Annotated in this window: 19 protein-coding genes and 1 pseudogene; 6 read left to right on the top strand and 14 right to left on the bottom strand. The window is 65.2% G+C overall.

Annotation, left to right across the window (positions count from 1 at the left end; all coding sequences use genetic code 11):
* The 11 genes from ACO1BU_RS31685 to ACO1BU_RS31635 form a co-directional block, all read right to left on the bottom strand.
* Positions 1 to 289 (bottom strand): zinc-binding dehydrogenase (locus tag ACO1BU_RS31685; RefSeq protein ID WP_424139933.1); only part of this gene is annotated, 289 nt, incomplete at its 3' end.
* Positions 290 to 309: 20 nt separating this feature from the next.
* A complete protein-coding gene (locus tag ACO1BU_RS31680; RefSeq protein ID WP_424139932.1) occupies positions 310 to 1,137 on the bottom strand; it encodes an IS6 family transposase in 828 nt (275 codons plus the stop codon).
* Between the two features lie 175 nt (positions 1,138 to 1,312).
* The gene (locus tag ACO1BU_RS31675; RefSeq protein ID WP_424139931.1) at positions 1,313 to 2,188 is read right to left on the bottom strand and encodes a Bug family tripartite tricarboxylate transporter substrate binding protein; all 876 of its coding nucleotides are present in this window, start codon (positions 2,186 to 2,188) and stop codon (positions 1,313 to 1,315) included.
* A 376-nt stretch (positions 2,189 to 2,564) separates the two neighbouring features.
* Positions 2,565 to 3,503: a 2-hydroxyacid dehydrogenase gene (locus ACO1BU_RS31670; RefSeq protein ID WP_424139930.1), complete on the bottom strand. Its 939-nt coding sequence runs from the start codon at positions 3,501 to 3,503 to the stop codon at positions 2,565 to 2,567.
* Between the two features lie 126 nt (positions 3,504 to 3,629).
* Complete coding sequence (locus ACO1BU_RS31665) at positions 3,630 to 4,463, bottom strand: HpcH/HpaI aldolase family protein (RefSeq protein WP_424139929.1); 834 nt, start codon at positions 4,461 to 4,463, stop codon at positions 3,630 to 3,632.
* An 81-nt stretch (positions 4,464 to 4,544) separates the two neighbouring features.
* A complete protein-coding gene (locus ACO1BU_RS31660; protein ID WP_424139928.1) occupies positions 4,545 to 5,423 on the bottom strand; it encodes a Bug family tripartite tricarboxylate transporter substrate binding protein in 879 nt (292 codons plus the stop codon).
* 335 nt (positions 5,424 to 5,758) lie between these two features.
* Complete coding sequence (locus ACO1BU_RS31655) at positions 5,759 to 6,154, bottom strand: tripartite tricarboxylate transporter substrate-binding protein (RefSeq protein ID WP_424139927.1); 396 nt, start codon at positions 6,152 to 6,154, stop codon at positions 5,759 to 5,761.
* A gap of 58 nt (positions 6,155 to 6,212) precedes the next feature.
* Positions 6,213 to 6,560: a hypothetical protein gene (locus ACO1BU_RS31650; RefSeq protein ID WP_424139926.1), complete on the bottom strand. Its 348-nt coding sequence runs from the start codon at positions 6,558 to 6,560 to the stop codon at positions 6,213 to 6,215.
* On the bottom strand, positions 6,557 to 7,732 hold the full coding sequence (locus ACO1BU_RS31645; protein ID WP_424139925.1) for a mandelate racemase/muconate lactonizing enzyme family protein: 1,176 nt from the start codon (positions 7,730 to 7,732) through the stop codon (positions 6,557 to 6,559). Before ACO1BU_RS31645 ends, ACO1BU_RS31650 begins: the two co-directional genes overlap by 4 nt.
* A complete protein-coding gene (locus ACO1BU_RS31640) occupies positions 7,729 to 8,013 on the bottom strand; it encodes a hypothetical protein (RefSeq protein ID WP_424139924.1) in 285 nt (94 codons plus the stop codon). Before ACO1BU_RS31640 ends, ACO1BU_RS31645 begins: the two co-directional genes overlap by 4 nt.
* A 35-nt stretch (positions 8,014 to 8,048) precedes the next feature.
* Complete coding sequence (locus ACO1BU_RS31635; RefSeq protein ID WP_424139923.1) at positions 8,049 to 8,774, bottom strand: FadR/GntR family transcriptional regulator; 726 nt, start codon at positions 8,772 to 8,774, stop codon at positions 8,049 to 8,051.
* A 91-nt stretch (positions 8,775 to 8,865) separates the two neighbouring features.
* Between ACO1BU_RS31635 and ACO1BU_RS31630 the strand changes: the two genes are divergently transcribed.
* Both ACO1BU_RS31630 and ACO1BU_RS31625 read left to right on the top strand, forming a co-directional pair.
* Entirely contained in the window at positions 8,866 to 9,009 is a 144-nt protein-coding gene (locus ACO1BU_RS31630) for a hypothetical protein (protein ID WP_424139935.1), read from the top strand.
* Positions 8,973 to 9,128: an NIPSNAP family protein gene (locus ACO1BU_RS31625; protein WP_424139922.1), complete on the top strand. Its 156-nt coding sequence runs from the start codon at positions 8,973 to 8,975 to the stop codon at positions 9,126 to 9,128. The genes ACO1BU_RS31630 and ACO1BU_RS31625 overlap by 37 nt, the downstream gene beginning before the upstream one ends.
* Before the next feature lie 16 nt (positions 9,129 to 9,144).
* Here ACO1BU_RS31625 and ACO1BU_RS31620 read toward each other — a convergent pair whose 3' ends face one another.
* Together ACO1BU_RS31620 and ACO1BU_RS31615 are read right to left on the bottom strand one after the other, a co-directional pair.
* Positions 9,145 to 9,318 carry a hypothetical protein gene (locus ACO1BU_RS31620; RefSeq protein WP_424139934.1) on the bottom strand — a complete coding sequence of 58 codons (174 nt, stop codon included), beginning with the start codon at positions 9,316 to 9,318 and terminating at the stop codon, positions 9,145 to 9,147.
* A 9-nt stretch (positions 9,319 to 9,327) separates the two neighbouring features.
* Positions 9,328 to 9,854: pseudogene (locus ACO1BU_RS31615) on the bottom strand (IS6 family transposase); the annotation flags it as partial.
* A gap of 265 nt (positions 9,855 to 10,119) precedes the next feature.
* Here ACO1BU_RS31615 and ACO1BU_RS31610 point away from each other — a divergent pair.
* From ACO1BU_RS31610 to ACO1BU_RS31600, 3 genes are all read left to right on the top strand, one after another.
* Positions 10,120 to 10,371, top strand: a complete 252-nt coding sequence (locus tag ACO1BU_RS31610) for a hypothetical protein (RefSeq protein ID WP_424139921.1) — start codon at positions 10,120 to 10,122, stop codon at positions 10,369 to 10,371.
* A gap of 639 nt (positions 10,372 to 11,010) precedes the next feature.
* Entirely contained in the window at positions 11,011 to 13,155 is a 2,145-nt protein-coding gene (locus ACO1BU_RS31605; protein WP_424139920.1) for a putative bifunctional diguanylate cyclase/phosphodiesterase, read from the top strand.
* Between the two features lie 169 nt (positions 13,156 to 13,324).
* Positions 13,325 to 15,727, top strand: coding sequence for a response regulator (locus tag ACO1BU_RS31600; RefSeq protein WP_424139919.1), 2,403 nt, complete (start codon positions 13,325 to 13,327; stop codon positions 15,725 to 15,727).
* A 113-nt stretch (positions 15,728 to 15,840) separates the two neighbouring features.
* On the opposite strand, the gene ACO1BU_RS31595 is transcribed toward ACO1BU_RS31600, so the two are convergent.
* Complete coding sequence (locus ACO1BU_RS31595) at positions 15,841 to 16,812, bottom strand: crotonase/enoyl-CoA hydratase family protein (RefSeq protein ID WP_424139918.1); 972 nt, start codon at positions 16,810 to 16,812, stop codon at positions 15,841 to 15,843.
* Between the two features lie 523 nt (positions 16,813 to 17,335).
* Here ACO1BU_RS31595 and ACO1BU_RS31590 point away from each other — a divergent pair.
* On the top strand, positions 17,336 to 17,566 hold the full coding sequence (locus tag ACO1BU_RS31590; RefSeq protein ID WP_424139917.1) for a hypothetical protein: 231 nt from the start codon (positions 17,336 to 17,338) through the stop codon (positions 17,564 to 17,566).
* The last annotated feature ends 96 nt before the right edge of the window (positions 17,567 to 17,662 follow it).

Genomic DNA, 17,662 nt, shown 5'->3' with positions numbered 1-17,662 from the left:
CGAAGGACGGGCCGCCGACCGGATCGAACACGACCCGAGCGCCCTTGCCGCCGGTGATCTCCATGACGCGGGCCGCGAGGTCCTCCTCCTGGGTGGCGATCACGTGGTGGGCGCCTGCCTCCAGCAGGGCCTGCTTCTTGGCGCTGGTCCGCGTCGTGGCGATGACCGTCGCACCGACCATGCGGGCGATCTGGAACGCCGCCAGGCCCACGCTGCTTGATGCCGCGGTGACGACGACGAAATCGCCCCTCGCGGGTTCTATCAGCTCACGCGCCAGAGACGCCGTCACACGCCGGCTGGCGTGTCAGCCTATCCTGCCACAAGATTTGCGAGGACGGTTGCCGCACGACGGAGATGAAGCACGCGACGGCGATTGGCGGGAACATGCTGGTTGTAGCGGACGCGAGGGCGGAGGTGGTTGCGGAGTTCGTCGTAACTGCGACAGAAGCGCTCGGCCGAGGTGAAGCTCTTGAACCCGCGCGTACATCGGATGCGGCCTTTTATGCCGCGGTGATCTTGCTCAAGCCGGTTATTCTTGAATGCGCTGTTCCGGCGCATAATCCGCTTGCCCAGTGTCGAGCGGATCGCCCGTGGGTAGGAGCCGTGCCCGTCCGTGGTGACTTGGCTGGGGACGATGCCGGTGGCCGACTTGGCCGAGCGGAAGAACGCCTTGGCGGCCGCCATGTCCCGGTGCTCGCTCAGCATGGCATCAACGAGGTCGCCGTTCCTGTCGATCGCCCGGTACAAATAGCACCAGCGTTCACGGACTTTCAGATAAGTCTCGTCAACGTGCCAGGAGCGGCGGGCGGCGCCGTCCTTGCGGCGCCGGCGTTGCCGAAGGCCGCTTGTCAGTATCGGTGCGAGCTTCGCCTCCCAGTCGCGGACCGCCTCGTGGCTGAACGCAATGCCGCGGATGAGGAACATCTCGGCCAGGTCGCGCAGGGGCAGACGGTAGCGCAGCCGCCACAGCACCATCAGTGCGATGACGTCGCTCGGGTACTGCGCCCTGCTCAGCACCCCAGAGCTGCGCTCGTTGAAGCCTCGGCCGCAGGCGCGGCACCGGAAGCGCCGGTAACCCTGGGCCGTACGGTCCCGCCGCTCAGTTACCTCCTCCGAACCGCAGTCCACGCACCCCATCCCAGGCTCCCAGCCGCCCTTCAACCCGTAAGGAGCCTATCCACACCTGCCCCACCTCGCCAATCCGACCACCCCTGGCGCGAGCTCTGACAGATCCCTGCCGCCCGCCCGAACCGGCTCACTCAGCGTTATCTGCTGCTTAACCGCCGCAAGAACATCACGGTGCCGTATCATCTCAGTCCAGCTTCAGGCCGATATCGGCTATGATCGGGCGCCAACGGTCCATCTCTTCCAGGATCAGCTGGCTCATCGTCGCGCGATCCTGGAAGCGTCCGATAGTACCGCCGGCGCTAAAGGCCGCCTGCACCTCCGGGTGGTCAGTTGCGTGGCGCAGTGAGGCCTCTAAGCGATCAAGCACCGCCGGGGGTGTGCGAGATGGCGCGACAAAGCCCTGCCAGCTGGGCACGATCAGTCCCGGAAGGCCCTGCTCGGAAGCGGTGGGCAGGTCTGGCAGGAGCGGATGGCGCTGCGCGCCGAGGAAGGCCAGCGCCCGCACGCGCCCCGCATCCATGGTCGCCTTGCTGACATTTACCCCATCGATCATCAGGTGGATCGAGCCCCCCAGCATGTCTTGCAGCGCGGGCGCGCTACCGCGGTAGGGGACATGCGTGATCTGGACACCGGTATGCCGGACGAAGAGCTCGAAACCCAGGTGTGTGGTACTGCCTTGACCACCCGATCCAAAGTTGAGCTTTCCTGGACGCTCCTTCGCATAGGCGATGAACTCGGGAAGGCTGCGCACAGGCATGCTGGCGGGAACGGTGATGATCAGCCCGCCGACTGTCACGGTCCCCAGCGGTTCGAAGTCACGCATCGCGTTGAACGGAAGGTTGCGATACAGCAAGGGATTGACGGCAATGACGCTGTTATTGACGTGGCAGATCGTATAACCGTCAGCCGGGCTGTTCGCGACGTTTTCCAGCGCCAAGTTGCCGTTTGCGCCGCCGCGGTTCTCCACGACTACCGGCTGGCCGAGGATGTCCGGCATGCGCTGCGCGATCGGCCGCCCCACTTGGTCGGAGCCGCCACCGGGTGGAAAGCCGATGACCATTCGGACCGGGCGCGTGGGAAACGCCTGCGCCCGCGCTTCGGCTACCAGCGCCGGCGCGCCGAGCGCGGCAAGAAGAGTACGTCTTTTCATTTGCTTCCTCCCTTAAACTCGTTGAGCGCCGCGTCCACTGAGTTTGAGTGGCCGCGTTTGCCTTCGTCTGCACAATCTGCCGCCGGTCATCCAGAAAAATTGAACTCGAAAGGTTCGTGCCGTATCTGGCGACAGGAGAAAGGCGCAGAATCCTTTCCATCTTGAAGTCAAAATTGGTGTCGAGCGTTATCTAACCCATAGTCCGCCGTGACCTTCAGGATGAGGAACTGCGCCAGTCCGCCTGCAATGAAGCATCCTGATGCGTTCCATCCTCATTCCGCCCTCCTCAGACCACCGCGCTTGGCAGGGGTAGTCCGGCGAACTGTGCTTCGATGTTCTTCACTACCAGTTCGCCCATAGCCACGCGCGTCTCGACGGTAGCCGAGGCGCGATGCGGTTGCAGGACAACGTTGTCCATGCGCCAAAGCGCCTCCGGGACACGGGGTTCGTCCACGAAGACGTCGAGGCCGGCGGCACCAAGCCGCCCCTCCTGCAGGGCCCGGACCAGTGCCGGTTCGTCGACGATGCTGCCACGCGCGACATTCACCAGCATGGCCTCGGGCCCGAGCGCATCGAGCACTTCCGCATCGACGATCCCGCGCGAGCCGATCCCTCCCGAGGCCGCCAGGACCAAAATGTCGGCCCAACGCGCCAAGGCCAGTAACGAGGGCTCGTGCCTGTGGGTGACGCCTGAGATCGGCACGACATCGGTGTAGGCTATTTCCATGTTGAAGCCCTCAGCCCGACGCGCGATGGCGCGGCCAATACGGCCGAGGCCGAGAATGCCAAGCTTCTTGCCGCTCACCTTACGCGCCAGTGGCAAGCTGTGACTGCCCCAGAGCCCCTGGCGCACATAGCGATCGCCCGTGCAGAGCTGCCGAGCGGTGGCCAGCATCAGCGCCATAGCTAGATCGGCCACGTCCTCGGTCAGAACGTCAGGCGTCGTCGTCACCCGGATCCCGTGGGACCGCGCATAGTCCAAGTCCACAGCATCCGTGCCGATGCCGTTCACCGCCACGATCTCCAGCTTCGGCATGGACTGCATCAGAGCGCGGCTGGCGCCCGTCACGCCGCCCGTGACGATGCCGCGGATCGTCGGTGCGACCGTAGCTAGGAAGGGTTCTCGGTTCACCACCCCGGCCAGCCGGTGCAGCGTGCAACTCCGCTCCAGCCTCGCCTCGAGGTCCGGCATCAGGCCGCCAATCATCAGGACGTCAGGTTTCATCTCTTCCCCGGAAACGAGGCCTGCGCATCAGCGGGCGCGGCCGTTGATCATGAAGGACTCGATCCGCCGGAGGCACGTCATAGAGAGCGCCATGCCCACGGATCGTCCGAACCAAGGGCAACGCCTTCAGTAAATGCCACCCGTGGGCGGCGGCGGGGCAGCCAACGGAGAAGCTTGGCCCAACAAGGCCCGCATGCCACTGCCACTGGCGGACCACCAGTTGTACAGTATGCGTGCATCCCAGCCGATACAGAAGTGCTTCACGCCCATCTCGATATACTCGGGCGCGCGTTCGAGATCATGCAACTCAATACGGGGATGGAGCCCCTTCGTGAGCGCCAGCTCGATGGTATGACGCTCTGCCTTCTTAACGTCGGAGTGAGAGAACTGGCCGGGCAAGCCGATGCTCATCGAATAATCCGCTGCCCCGAACTGGACCATGTCGATCCCCGGAACGGACAGAATCCGGTCAAGGTCCTCGACGCACTCCGCTTTTTCCACCATGAGCGCTATGACGACCTGATCCAACGCCTCGACGTAGGAGGGACGCCCTACTTCCAGAACGGTTCCCACATCCCTCCGCATTCCGACACCAAGGCGTCCATTCTTTCCCGGTGTCTCGGCACGCACGGCCGCGACGCAGGCCCTGGCATCATCCACCGTGCGGACGTCAGCGAATAGCACGGATTGGAAGCCCGAACCGATCGCGCGCATGGCCTGGTGGGTCCATTGCGTCTGTTCGACCTTGATCATGCCGACGAGATCCTTCAGCTCTAGAGCGCGACCAAGATTGTCGAGGTCATAGAGATCGAAGGGCGCGTACTCGGCGGTGAATTCGATATAATCGAACGCTCCGGCCGCTCCGACCAGTTCAACCAGCGTAGGCCATGTCGACAGCAGATGAGTTCCCAGGGTGGGCTTGCCGGAACTCAGAAGTTCCCGAAGTTTATTTTGCCGCATGTCGTATGTCCTCTCGGTTCGGAACAGTCACTGCGTCGCTCGCCGCGCACACGGGGCGGCCCTGCTATCCTCCAGCGCCTGCTATTCGGGCTTGGCGCCGGACATCCTAACGGCCTCGCGCCATTTTTCCGTGTCGGAGCGAATGACCGTCTCAAACTCATCCGGCGTGGTGCCGCTCGGGAGCAGGCCGATCTTTAGGAAACGGTCGAGGTTTGCCGGATTTTGCACCACCTTATTCGCCGCTTCCGAAAGGCGGTTCAGAATCGGCCGCGGCGTGCCTTTCGGTGCAAAGAGACCGTTCCAGCCGATAAGGTCCAGAGGCACCTGCTGCTCCTGAAACGTAGCAATCTCCGGAGAGAGAGGCCAACGCTTGACGCCTGTCACCGCAAGCCCACGCAGTAAACCTTCGCGCATCGGTTGATCGCCGGTCGTAAAATCAATGATCATCATATCCAATCGGCCGGCGATCAGCTCCTGTACTGCGGCGGAGCCACCCTTGAATGGAACATGCAGGAGGTTGATCCCCACAGTGTTCGCGAAGAGCTCCGTATAGATATGGGAAATGGTGCCATTGCCGATGGATGCGTAGCTCAGCTCTCCCGGCCTCGCCTTTGCGTATTGCACCAGGTCGTGCAGGCTCTTCACCGGCAAATCAGAGCGCACAAAAAGGCAATTCGTCGACAGGCCGAACTGGGTTATAGGATCGAAGTTCCGTAGCGCATCGAATTGGACGCGGCTGTCGAACAGCGGATTCACCACGAGGCTTCCGGCAACGCTGACGAGCAGCGTATAGCCGTCGGCCGGCTGTTTCGACACATAGTCGATACCGATGGCACCACTTGCCCCGCCGCGGTTTTCAACGACGAGAGGCTGCCCGAAAGATCCACGCATACCCTCGAGAATGAGGCGCATGGTGATGTCGGATTGCCCGCCGGGCGGCGCAGGCACGACAATCTTCACGGGGCGGTCCGGATAAGACGAGATGGCATCCGCGCGGGCGAGCACAGATGTCGCTGGAAGCACAGCTGCGGCTGCGAGTAGAGTTCGACGATCTATCATCCTGTTCCCTCTCATTAGCCGCGCTTCTTTTCTCGATGCGGCTTTGAAGTGCTTACCGTCTCAGATCTGGCGCGTGTACCTCATTAGAACATCCTCGCGCAGTAATGCCCAACCCGGTCTGTCGGGGATTTGGACCTCGCCGTTCACCACGGAGAATGTCCCCTCGACAAAGGCATGCAGCATTGGGTTTTGAGCCAATGGGTGCTTCAGGATAACACCTGCACTCTGGCTTACGGCTAAGTTCCGGCCACCGGCGAAAGCCCACGCGCCGACCAGAGATGCAATGCAAGCTGGAGATCGATGCCCGGGGTAAGCGCGGCGATACGCACGGCTTCGGCAATGCCACCCATGGAGGCCAGCAGGATGGTGTGGCCATCCGGCGCGCTGCGGACCAGGTCCTGCGTGGCGACCACGCCGCCGATGCCGGTGCCGTTCTCCACTGCCGCATGCTGCCCGATCTGCTCCATCGGGGTGCGGCCGAGCAGGTCCGAGGTTCCGCCCTCCGAGGAGGGTCTGAGGAAGCGGTTGTCGCGGGTGAAGGGCGAATCCGCCGCACGGGCGGCGAGCGGGGCTGCCAGGAGCATTGTTGTCAGCGTGGCGGCGGCAATGCCACGGCGCGGAATGAGCTTCATGGACGTGTCCTTCTGCTTTGCGCCGCCCTCGTTGCGGGGCAGTCGTTAGCAACGCGGTTTACAGGCGGCCGGGCGGCTTGATGGTGGGGTGGGAAGGCAGCCAGTTCTCATCGACTTCCACGGCGATGCCGGGCGCCTCGTTCGGGCGCACGCAGCCATCCCCACCAATCCGCCGGGCCTCGCTGACCAGCAGGTTGCGGAACGGGTTCGCCCGCGATACGTCCGCCTCGAAATAACCGGCATTGCCGTCGTGATGGCTCTCACCCCAGTCGACGACATCGCTTTCAGTGGTTACCTTCACTACCACCGCATCTCGCTTCATCGCGCGCCCGACGCCGAGGAAGACGCCCGCGCCCTCCGGCATGGGGAAGGAGGTCGGAAAGGCCTCGACGGATGCGATCTTCATACCCGCTCCCCCTGGCGGTACTGCGCGAGAAAGGATTCGCGCACGGTGATGCCGAGGCCGGGACGGTCGGGGATGGCGATATGGCCGTCCTCCACCGGAAAATCCTCCTCGATGAGGTCATGCAGCATCGGGTTGTGGCCGAGCGAGTATTCGAGGATGAAGCCCGCGCTCTGCGTCGCAGCCAGGTGCATGCCGGCGGCGAAGGCGGGGGCGCCGGACCACAGATGCGGGGCGAGGCGGAGGTTAAAGGCGGAGGCCAGCGCGGAGATGCGCAGGCCTTCCGTTAGCCCGCCGGCAATCGCCAGATCGGGTTGCAGCACGTCAGCCGCACGCAGCTCGCAGATTTCGCGGAAGTCGTGGCGGGTGAATTCGCTCTCGCCCGCGCTGATGGGCACGGAGGACGAGCGGCGAACTTCGGCCATGCCGGATTTGTCGTCGGCGCTGACGGGTTCCTCGAACCAGAAGAGGTCGCAGTCCTCCACCATGCGAGCAAAGGCGCGGGCCTCGGCGACAGTCCAGGTGCCGTGGGCATCCGCCATCAGGCGGATATCCGGGCCGAGCGTTTGCCGCGCCGCCCGCACCCGTGCGGCCGAGCGGGCAGGGGAGCCGTCCATTATGCCAACGCGCATCTTCACCGCGCGGAAGCCGGCCGTATCGCAATAGCCCTGAAGTTGGGCGCCGATATTCGCCGCATCGGCCCAGCCGCCGGAGGCATACGCCGGCATGCGGTCCACTCGCTTGCCACCCAGCAGGCGCCAGACGGGAACGTTGAGCGACTTGCCCAGGATGTCCCACAGCGCGACATCCACGCCGGCGATGGCGGAGATGGAAAGGCCGCGGCGGCCGACCTGCGGTAGGGCGTAGCCGCTGGCAACCGCGTAGCCCTCGCGCGGGGTGTTGTACATCACGTCCCAGAGGCGGGAGATGTCGCGCGGGTCCTGGCCGACCAGCAGCGGCGCGTAGTCGTCATTGATGATGGCGGCGAGTCCGGCGCAGGCGGCGGCGCTGCCGACACCTGCCTTGGCTTCGCCCCAGCCGGTGATCCCGCAATCGGTCTCAACCCGCACGATGACGGAGTCAAAGGTCGGCACGCGGCCGAAATCGCTGGTGTGCTGCCGTTCATAGGGAATGGGCACGCGGCACCAGGTGGCGTGGATGCGGCGGATCCTCATGCGGGCTGCAGCTGATCGGCGGTGCCGCCAAGGGCCGTGCGCTTGGCGGGTGATGCCTCCCAGGCCTCGGGGTTGATGAAGGAGCGTGGCCGCTCGCCGGCAAGGATGCGGACCGCCTCCTCAGCGCGGCCGTAGCACTCGCCCCAGCCGGTAATGCCCTCATCCGTCCGGATCTCGATGGTGCAGGAAGCGCGCGTGGCGTAGTGCCAGCTGCGCGCGGAGGTGAAGGGCTGCTCCACCTTCGACTGCGGTACGTGGCAGATGACGTCCGTGACCTTCATGTTCTTTTCTGTTTCCCCGTGTGAGCGCCGCCGGTTCAGTCCCCGCGTGCGCGCCGTTCCAGCAATTTCATCCAGTAGCTCTCGACACCGCGCAGATGACCGTCCATGGCGGCTTCGGCGCGGTCCGGATCGCCCGCGGCCACCGCGTCTCGCATCGCCCAGTGCTGGGCCTGCGAGAGCGGTGCCCGCGTGCCGTCGGCGAAGTAAGCGCGGCGGCGATTGCGGGACATGAGGTAGAAGGCGTTCACCACACGCAGGAACACGTGGTTTCCCGTGGCCTCCACCATCGCCAAGTGGAAGGCCGCGTCGTAGTCGGCGGGGTTCTCGCCGGCAGCGATGGCGCGGTCGGTCGCGGTCAGGACGTCGTCGAGGCGCGCGATATCGTCCTCCTGCCGGCGCTCGGCGGCTATCCGAACGCCCTGCAGCTCAAGAATGCGGCGCAGCTCCACCACCTCCCGCACCTCCGCCTCGGTCAGCGGGATGCCCAACTCGGCCTGCAGCACAAGGGCCTCGATGGAGCCCTGCTTCTCCACCGGGCGGAGATAGATGCCGGAGTTCGGCCGACGCTCGACCATGCGCAGCGTCTCGAGCACGGCCAGTGCTTCCCGCACCGCGCCGCGGCCAACGCCGAAGCGCTCGGCCAGCTCGCGCTCCGAAGGCAGACGGTCGCCGGGCTCAAGGCGGCGATGGGCAACGAAGTGCAGAAGCCGGCCGATGAGATTGGCCCGCTCATCCGGCACGGGGCTGGCGCTTTCCAGCATACCGCTTTGACGTCCGCGAGAACTGGTCATACCAGATTGGTAAGGCCAACAGGGGCGGAAATGCAAGCGCTCCTTAGGGGAAGAGCACCAAATGATCGCCGAAAACCGGATCTATACGCTGCAGACCGGGCAGGCTGGGGCTTATGTCGCGGCCTATGACGCGGAGGGAATGGCCATCCAGAAGCCAATCCTCAGCGGATGGTCGGCTACTATACGACGGAGTCCGGGCCGCTGAACCAAATGGGCCATCTCCGGGCTTATGAGCATCTTGCTGAGCCCACGGAGCGTTGGGCCCGGCTGCTCGCCGAGGGCATTGGCAAGTTGTTCGATGGGAAGGTGAGTTTGGCCGCGTGAGGAGGGTGCGGAAGGATTACAAGGCCGCTTGGGCACACGTCTCCTGTTGCCAGATCCGAAACGCCTTGGTCCGGGCGCGCCCGTACTCTCCGGCCGTCATCAGGTGCCGGCGCGGACGAAAATGGCCATAGATCATGCCGCGTGCCGAGAGGAAGCGCTGGGCCTGCTCGGCTGACTTGAAGCGCTGCATCTGCCGCTCTCTCCCGCGGGTAGGCCGATGCGAGTTCTCCGCCTGATTGTTCAGGTAGCGACCGCTTCGATGCCGGACCCCGGCAGGAGCTCGCCCCTCGCCACGCTGTAACTCTTCAGCCCGTCAGTGACCAGCCGACGCGGCCTGTACTTGAGCCCAGCAAGCAGGCGCCTGAAGAACCGCTCGGCTGCACTTCCGTTCCGCCGATCCTGAACAAGGATATCCAGCACCACGCCGTGCTGGTCCACCGCTCGCCAGAGGTAATGCAGCACACCGCTGATGCGCAGGAACACCTCATCGGGGTGCCAGGTGTCGCCCGGCTTCGGCCGACGCCGCCGCAGTTTGGCCGCGCACCCCGCACCGAACTTGCGGCACCAGTGCCGGATGCCCTCATGCGTGACGGTCATGCCCCACCCGGCCAGGATCAGCTCCACTTCCCGCAGGCTCAGGCTGACCACATGACTGAGCCACACGGCATGGCGGATGACCTCAGCCGGAAAGCGGTATCCAGGGCAGGTGGCGGGGTCTGGCGTCATCCCGTCAGACTGCCCCGGCTCAGTCGCCACAACCACCGGCCGTCAACTTGCCAATGTCCTTGCTCCAGCCCGTCGCCGGCAGGCTGAGACACCCGGTCCTTCATCATAGGCTCTGCGTTCGTGGCGTGGTCGGAACGCTAATCCTTCGCGAAAATTCTGATCAAGGAGCTTGAATGGCCAATTTGTCACGTGCGCGATGCGTGGCTATGCGAGTGTAGCATTGCGACTTTGGGTCAGGCTGCAATGACGCAATGGCGAAGTTTGAATGGACCGGGACTTCGAACAAAAGCGTCTAAGGCGCGCTACCACAGGGAGCAGCGGCCTCGATTGCACCATTCGCGCCACGAAAGATCGGGTTGAGTATGCGCGAACGCAGCGCATCACTGCTGCCGACGAACTGCTTGGCGTGCTGATGGCCGCCCTTTTGGTATCCAGATCTAAGCCCTCGCATGAGGAGCTGCTCGCCGCCGAGGAGCGCGCCATCAATGCCGCGCGGCTTTTATGTAAGCCGATCTAGCCCGAAGAATGAGGCAGGTGGGGCTGGTTCCGCTTGGTCAGCCAGGGTTCTCCACAAGAGCCGCGTGCGCCCGGATTGCTGCGCCGCCGAGGGCTAGTGGGCATGTCGGGGCGCATTGGCCGTCACGGGCATAGGGAAGGCCGTGGCGTAGTCCGACGCGATGGCAACACGCCTAGGTCTGCCCCGCAGCGCCGTGGCCCATGAACTCACGACTTCGCGAAATCGCGCTTTAGATAGGGCAGTGGCTCTCTGAACGGCCGGAGAGGCGCCTCGATGTTTGACCGTGGGACGGTGCGTTCGCGGCCCCTTCGGCCTCTTGCGCGGGTCTCTGTGACACGCTTGAGCTTCTGCTGCTCGGGCCTTTCGCAGCAAAGGTGCCCGGTTCTGAGCGTCGGCAGAATGCCCCTCAGTGCCCGAGATGGGCGTGAAGCTGCCGGTCACGCCTGCCATGCCTAACCCGGGCAACCTGAGCTGAACCTGAATGGAGAGGCGTGTCGCTCGCGCCGGGGTTGATCCAGGGGCATTGCGGTAAAACTTGACATTGGCAGCCCATGCATGAAGATTCGCGTGTTCTCGCGGCAGCATTGCAACCGCAGATTAGTCCGGTCAGATAAATCGAGCAGTAGAAAGCCGCTCCGCTTGACGACATCGCTGATCCTGATCGTCGATGATCAGGACACCAACCGCCGAGTCTATACGAGACTTGCCGCGACGGTGGAAGGTGCGCGCATTGAGAGCTTCGCGCTTCCGGAGGAGGCGCTGCTCTGGCTGGAAGTGAACCAGCCCGACCTGATCATAACGGACTTCCGCATGCCTGGCCTGGACGGCGCCGACTTCACGCGGCGGGTCCGCGCCATGCCGTTCGGAGCCGATTTACCTATCGTAGTGGTGACGGTGTTCCAGGACCGCAGCTTCCGGCTCGCCGCGCTGGAAGCGGGGGCCACCGACTTCCTGCTCAGTCCGGTCGACCATGTCGAGTTCCGCACCCGTGTCCGCAACCTTCTGGCGTTGCGGCGGCAGCAGCAGCAGTTGCGCCTGCATGCGAGTGTGCTCGAGCGGGAGCTGGCGGAGAGTGAGAGCTCCCGCGAGCGCCTGCTGCGTGACAGCCGCGAGGCCCTGGCCCAGGTAATCGACACGGTCCCTGCCTATATCAGCGCGGCGGACCGCAACGGGCGCTGTGTTTTCGCAAATGCCCATCTGGCCGCGGCACTGAACACGGTTCCGGCCGAATTAGTTGGGCGTGACATGGCCGAGCTGCTAGGGCCAGCTGGGGCGCAAAGCCGCAGGGTCGACCGCCTCGTATTCGAGCGCGGTCTCGCCATGCCGGCCTATGAGGAGGAGCGCCAGGACAGCAAGGGCCAGCGCCAGATACTGCTAACGGCCAAGGCGCCGCTCCGGGACGCGGCTGGGCGGGTGGTGAGCGTGCTCACTTCCTCCCTGGACATCACCGCGCGGAAGCTTGCCGAGCAGCGCCTGCACCATCTGGCGCATCATGATGCTCTGACCAACCTGCCCAACCGCACGCTGCTGACGCAGCGCCTCGCCGCCGCCGTCCGGGGAGGGGAGGGCGAGTTTGCGCTCCACTTCGTGGATCTGGACCGGTTCAAGGCCGTCAACGATGTATTCGGCCATCGGACCGGGGATGTACTGCTGCGGGAGATGGCGCTCAGGCTCGGTGGTCTGGTCCGGCCGTGCGACCTCGTGGCGCGGCTGGGCGGGGACGAGTTCGCCATCCTGCAGGCCGGCGTTGCCTCCCGCGAAGAGGCTGCCGCGCTGGCCGATCGTGTTGCCCGTGCGGCTGTGGAGCCCTTCATGATCCAGGGACGCGAGCTTGGGGTGGGCGTCAGCATCGGCGTTAGCCTCTTTCCGCAGCATGGCACATCGGGAGGGGACCTGCTGCGCGCCGCCGACTTGGCAATGTACCAGGCGAAGGCCGATGGCCGCGGATCCTTTCGGTTCTTCGATGACGAAATGGACGCCCGTGTCCGGGCCCGGACACAGATGGAGACGGACCTGCGCGCCGGCCTGACCCGGGGCGAGCTGGTGCTGCACTACCAGCCGCAGCTCTGCCTGAAGACACAGCGCGTGACCGGCGCCGAGGCGCTGTTGCGCTGGCAACTCGCTGGCGGCCGCCTGATCTCCCCGGCAGAGTTCCTGCCGGTCGCAGAGGAGGCCGGGCTGATGTGGCAAATCACCGAATGGGTGCTCGAGGCGGCCTGCCGGCAGGGGGCGGCGTGGCGGGCGGCTGGAATGACGCCGCTCCGGATTGGGGTCAACATTTCCCCGGTGCAGCTGGAGCGGCCCGATCTGATCCCGCTTCTGGAGCGGACGCTGGCTGCCACCGGACTGCGGCCGCAGGAACTCGACCTCGAGCTGACGGAAGGGGCGCTGGTGCAGCACGGCACTGGTACGGGCACGGATGCCGCCTTGCGGCGGCTGCGTGAGTTAGGCGTCCGCCTCTCAATCGATGATTTCGGAACGGGCTACTCCGCTCTGTCCTATCTGAGGCACCTGCCGGTGAATCGGCTTAAAATCGACCGATCGTTCATTCGCGGGCTCGCGCCTGGCACGCCGGATGCCGCCATCGTACGCACGATCGTCCAGTTGGGCCACGGGCTGGGATTGCAGGTCTCGGCGGAGGGGATCGAGACGCAGGAGGAGGCCGCCGAGGTGCGGGCCAGCGGCTGTGACGAGATGCAAGGCTATCTCGTGGCTAGGCCGATGCCTGCCGACGAGTTCGCTGCCTTCATGCTGGCCAACGGTGTCGCGGCCGTGACGACATGACGGCACCGGACCTCCCGGTGTGAGAGGCGGGCCGGGGATGCCAGAGCATTCGCGCTCCCACCCTTCGCAGCCTCCTGGGACCGCTTCCCAGCCCTCCCGGCCAAAGCTCTGGGGGGCGCTCGGCCGCCTATTCAGGTCGCTACGCGGCCGGCCCGATACTGAGCATGAAATGAGCTTCAACCGGCTCGGCTTCGTGCTTGCCGCGGCTACCTATTTCGCGGTGCTGCCGGATACGAGCTGGGCCGTGTGGAAGATCTGCATCGTCTATGCGGTGCTGACGGTCGGGCTGTTCGTGCACATCCTTCTCCGCCCGGCGCGCAATCCGGCCCGGCGCGGCTTCGCGATGGTGATGGACGTTACCATCATCTCGCTCGAGCTCTGGGTAGGCGGCCACCAGACGGCAGTTCTCTTCCCGCTCTATCTTTGGCTGGTGCTGGGTAACGGCTTCCGCTTCGGAGTGCCCTGGCTGCACGCGGCCATGGTGCTGAGCGTGACCGAGTTCGCCGCGGTCATCCTCGCCGCGCCATTCTGGCGGAACCAGCCTTATCTATCGGTTGGGCTGCTGATGGGATTGGTCGTGGTGCCGCTCTATGCCGCCACCCTGGTTCGGAAACTATCCCGCGCGACCCACCAGGCAGAGGAGGCGAGCCGGGCGAAGAGCCTGTTCCTGGCCAGTGTTAGCCATGAGCTCCGCACCCCGCTGACGGCGATCATCGGCATGGGCTCTCTGCTTCGCGAGACCCGGCTGAACAGCGAGCAGCGCGACATGGTGCAAACCGTGGACCGCGCCTCGCGCTCGCTGCTCTCCCTGATCGAGAGCATCCTGGACTTCTCGCGTATCGAGGCCGGCCGCATGCCGACTCGCACCGCCGAAATTGATCCGCTGGTATTGATGGCCGATGTGCGGCGGCTGTTGGGGACGCAGGCGCGGCAGAAGGGGCTGAGGCTTTCGGCGCATACCACGCTGCGGCTGCCGCCGCGGCTCGTCTGCGATGCGCAGCAGCTCACCGATGTCATGCTCAACTTGGTGGGCAATGCGATCAAGTTCACCCAGCAGGGTGGGGTGGTGATGGCGCTGGACGCTGAGCCGCTCGGGGCCAGCCTCGTCCGCCTGCGTTGCGAGGTCTCGGACACTGGTATTGGCATCGCGCCTGAGGCGCAGGAGCGCATCTTCGACAGCTTCGCCCAGGCTAATGAAAGTATCCTTCACCGGTTCGGCGGCACCGGGCTGGGGTTGGCGATCTGCCGTCGGCTGGTGCTGCTGTCCGGCGGCGACATCGGGGTGCACAGTGCCCCGGGCGTCGGCAGCACCTTCTGGTTTACCCTGGACCTGCCTCTCGCGGAGGGCGAGCGGCCCCATCCGTCGCCGCGGGACATCCTCCTCCTGGGCGCGCCGGGGGAACGAATCGAGCGCATCGGCGCGGTGTTGCAGGGGCTAGGGCATCGCCCGCTGCGAGCCAGCTCGCTCGAGGCGGCGCGGGGGGTGCTGATCGATTCGGCCGCAGTGGAAGTCGTGGTGGTGGTGCCGGAGGCGTTGGAGGGCACACCCGAAGACATCGCCGGGGCACTGCGCGCGGCCGCGCCCCGCCGCGAGCTAGTACTAGTGCTGTGCCAACGAGGTGTGCAGGGCTTACCGAAGGTTGCGCTGCGCCATGAATACGCACTGATGGTGCCCGAAGATGCGGATAAGAACAATTGGAGGTCGGCCCTCGCGTTGCTGGACGGTGACGTGCTGCCGCCGGGCGAGACGGCCCCCACGCCGCTGGCTCCCGCCAGCCGGCCGCTCTCGGTGCTGATCGCCGATGACAACCAGATTAACCGCCGCGTCCTCAACGCCATCTTGGAGCGGGCGGGCCACCGCACGCAGCTGGTGGCCAATGGCGAGCAGGCATTAGAGGCAATGGAGAGCGAGAGCTTCGATGTGGTGCTGATGGACGTGAACATGCCAGTCATGGACGGGCTGGAGGCGGTGAAGCTGTATCGGTTCGCGTCCATGGGTGAGCGACGGGTGCCCATCATCGCGCTCACCGCCGACGCCACGCCGGAGACCCGGCAGCTCTGCGTTGACGCCGGAATGGATGCCTATCTCACCAAACCGGTCGAGCCGAGCAAGCTGCTCGCCTCGATCGAGGCGCTGGCGAATGATACCTCCTCGCCGGAGGGCACCAATGGCGCCGGGGCCGGCCAGCAGCAGGTCCAGCTGCCTTCCTCCAGACCGCCGCTGGACGAGGCGACGCTCGCGGGGCTTGAAGCCCTCGGCGGGCCGCAGTTCTTGGCTGAGCTGGCGCGGGACTTCCTGGAAGATGCGGAGGACCATCTGATCCGGCTCGACATCGCGATCAGCGAGCAGGACGTCTCGGCCTTCCGCTCCACCGTGCACGCCATCCGGAGCGGCGCTGCCAATCTTGGCGCGCATGCCCTGTTCGAGCTATGCAGCTTTATCGAACACCTGCCGGCCAGCGAACTGCCGCGCCAGGGACGCTCCTATCTCACCCGCATCTCTGGCGAGATAGACCGGGCCCGCGAGGCCCTGGCCCGGCGCTCCGGTATTAGAGGCTCGCCGCGTGGCTGAGCGCGGCGTTGTCGAGCCCTGCAGCGGCTGCGAGCGGGCGCCATCGTACCGGCCGTGCCGGCGGCGCGATGGCGCCCTGCGCTTCCTTCCCCTTCCCGATCAACCGGTGCTGGTCAGGCCACCTTGGCCCTGTCCTGCAGGGCCGCCATGCGCCGGTCCTGCGCGGCCGCCAAGCGGCACATCATCCGCAGATCGAGGTCGCTGACCTCCATGGCGGCATCGGCCCAGACCCGGACGATGTCGCGCAGCTCCTGTAGGGTGATAGGATTCGCGCGTCGGCGGGCGCGGTACATGGCGAGATAGGCGTTCCGCCTGCGCTGATTCTTTACGATGTACTCGCGTACCGCAACTTCGCCCTGCCCATCCTCGGCCAGGACATCGACCACGCCCATCATATGCAGCTCCTCAGCAGTGTAGATACGACCGCTTGTGATCATCTTCTCAGCCTGTACCGGGCCCACGCGGCGGCTAAGGAAGCTGTAGGCGCCCATACCCGGGAAGAGATTGAAGAGGATCTCGGGCAGGCCGAACTTCGCGCTGCGCTCCGCCACGATCACGTCGAAGGCCAGGGCGCATTCAAAGCCGCCGCCCAGTGCATCGCCCTGAACCAGCGCAATGGTGACCAGCGGTAGGCCGAAGGCGATGGAGTTGCCGTAGACCGCATCGACGCAGGTCTCGCCGTAATGCAGTAGCGCTTGGCGATCTCCCGAGCGGATGCGCTCGGCGAAATGGCCGAGGTCGCCGCCGAGATTGAATACCCCCGGGACGTTCGAAGCCATGACGTAATATTGGGCCGGAAGCCCAGGCTCGCCCTCGCGGGCGGCGAAAAGGTGCTGTACCGACGCTTGCACGGCCAGGATGTCGCGAAGAAGTGTCATGCTGAAGCTCGGCCGGCCCTGTGGGCACATATGGGTCCAGTACGTTCCGGTGTGCGGATCGAGAGACACCTTCAGCGTCTCGTAATGCTGAGCCGCAACTTCGAGATGCGCTGGTACGGTGGAGAAGCCCGCTTCGGTATGCCGCTCGGCATGACCTGCTAAGTGGTCGGCGGCCTTCGTGGCGTTCTGGGGGGCGATATAGGTCATGATAATCCTCAGTTTGGCTGATCATCCCCGTCCGGCAGCGTCGGCGAGGCCAAGGCCGTGTTGGCCGAGGTCTGAACATTTAAGGCTGTCGGTCGAGGCTGTGCGAAAAGCTTCGGCGATTGGCGTTGGTGCAGGAAGCCAGGGCGGGTAGCCCAGCTCTGGCCATGCCGTTACGCTCTCGAGCATGCCATTCAGGCGTAACGCTGCCCGGCGTCGTCGCATTCCGAGGTCCCGTGGCTGGGTCCAGAACTGGCCCGCCCACGAGGCTGGCCTGAAGCGGCGGGGGGGCTGACGCTCTGGCGCGATGAGGATGCCATGGCGGAGTGGCAAGCGCCGCGGCGGACCACGCACGGCGGCCAAGCCTGGTGCTCGGACGCGGCGATCGAGCTCGTGTTGATGCTGTAGCTCGTTTTCCACCGCCCGCTACGGCAGGCCAAGGGCTTCGCCACTAGTGGTTTGAGTTAGAGGCTCTCTGACACTTGGGGCGGGGTGTAAGGTTGGGCGTCTCTGGCGGAAGGCGTCCATGGCACGTGGCCCGAGAGCGCCAGCGGTGGTGCTGACGGAGCAGGAACGCGAGGCGCTGCAGCACCTGGTCCGTCGACGCAGTGCGGGTCAGGCGGCGGTGATGCGGGCGCGCATCGTGCTGGCGGCCGATGCCGAGCCGGAGTTGCCCAACGGGGCCATTGCGGCCCGCCTCGGCGTGAGCCGCCAGAGCGTGATCACGAGCTATGCGGGAATTTGGGTGACGCGGTGATCAGGCGGCGTTCTGTGCTGGCGTGTTGGTGACCTCGACGCCGTTCTTGAATGTGACGCCCTGGATGAGCTTGGGCAACTGGTTCTCGCCCTTCAG

The sequence above is a fragment of the Roseomonas chloroacetimidivorans genome (genome assembly GCF_049629625.1).
In the GTDB taxonomy this organism is placed as follows: domain Bacteria; phylum Pseudomonadota; class Alphaproteobacteria; order Acetobacterales; family Acetobacteraceae; genus Roseomonas; species Roseomonas chloroacetimidivorans.
This window is presented reverse-complemented; position numbering and strand designations above follow the sequence as displayed.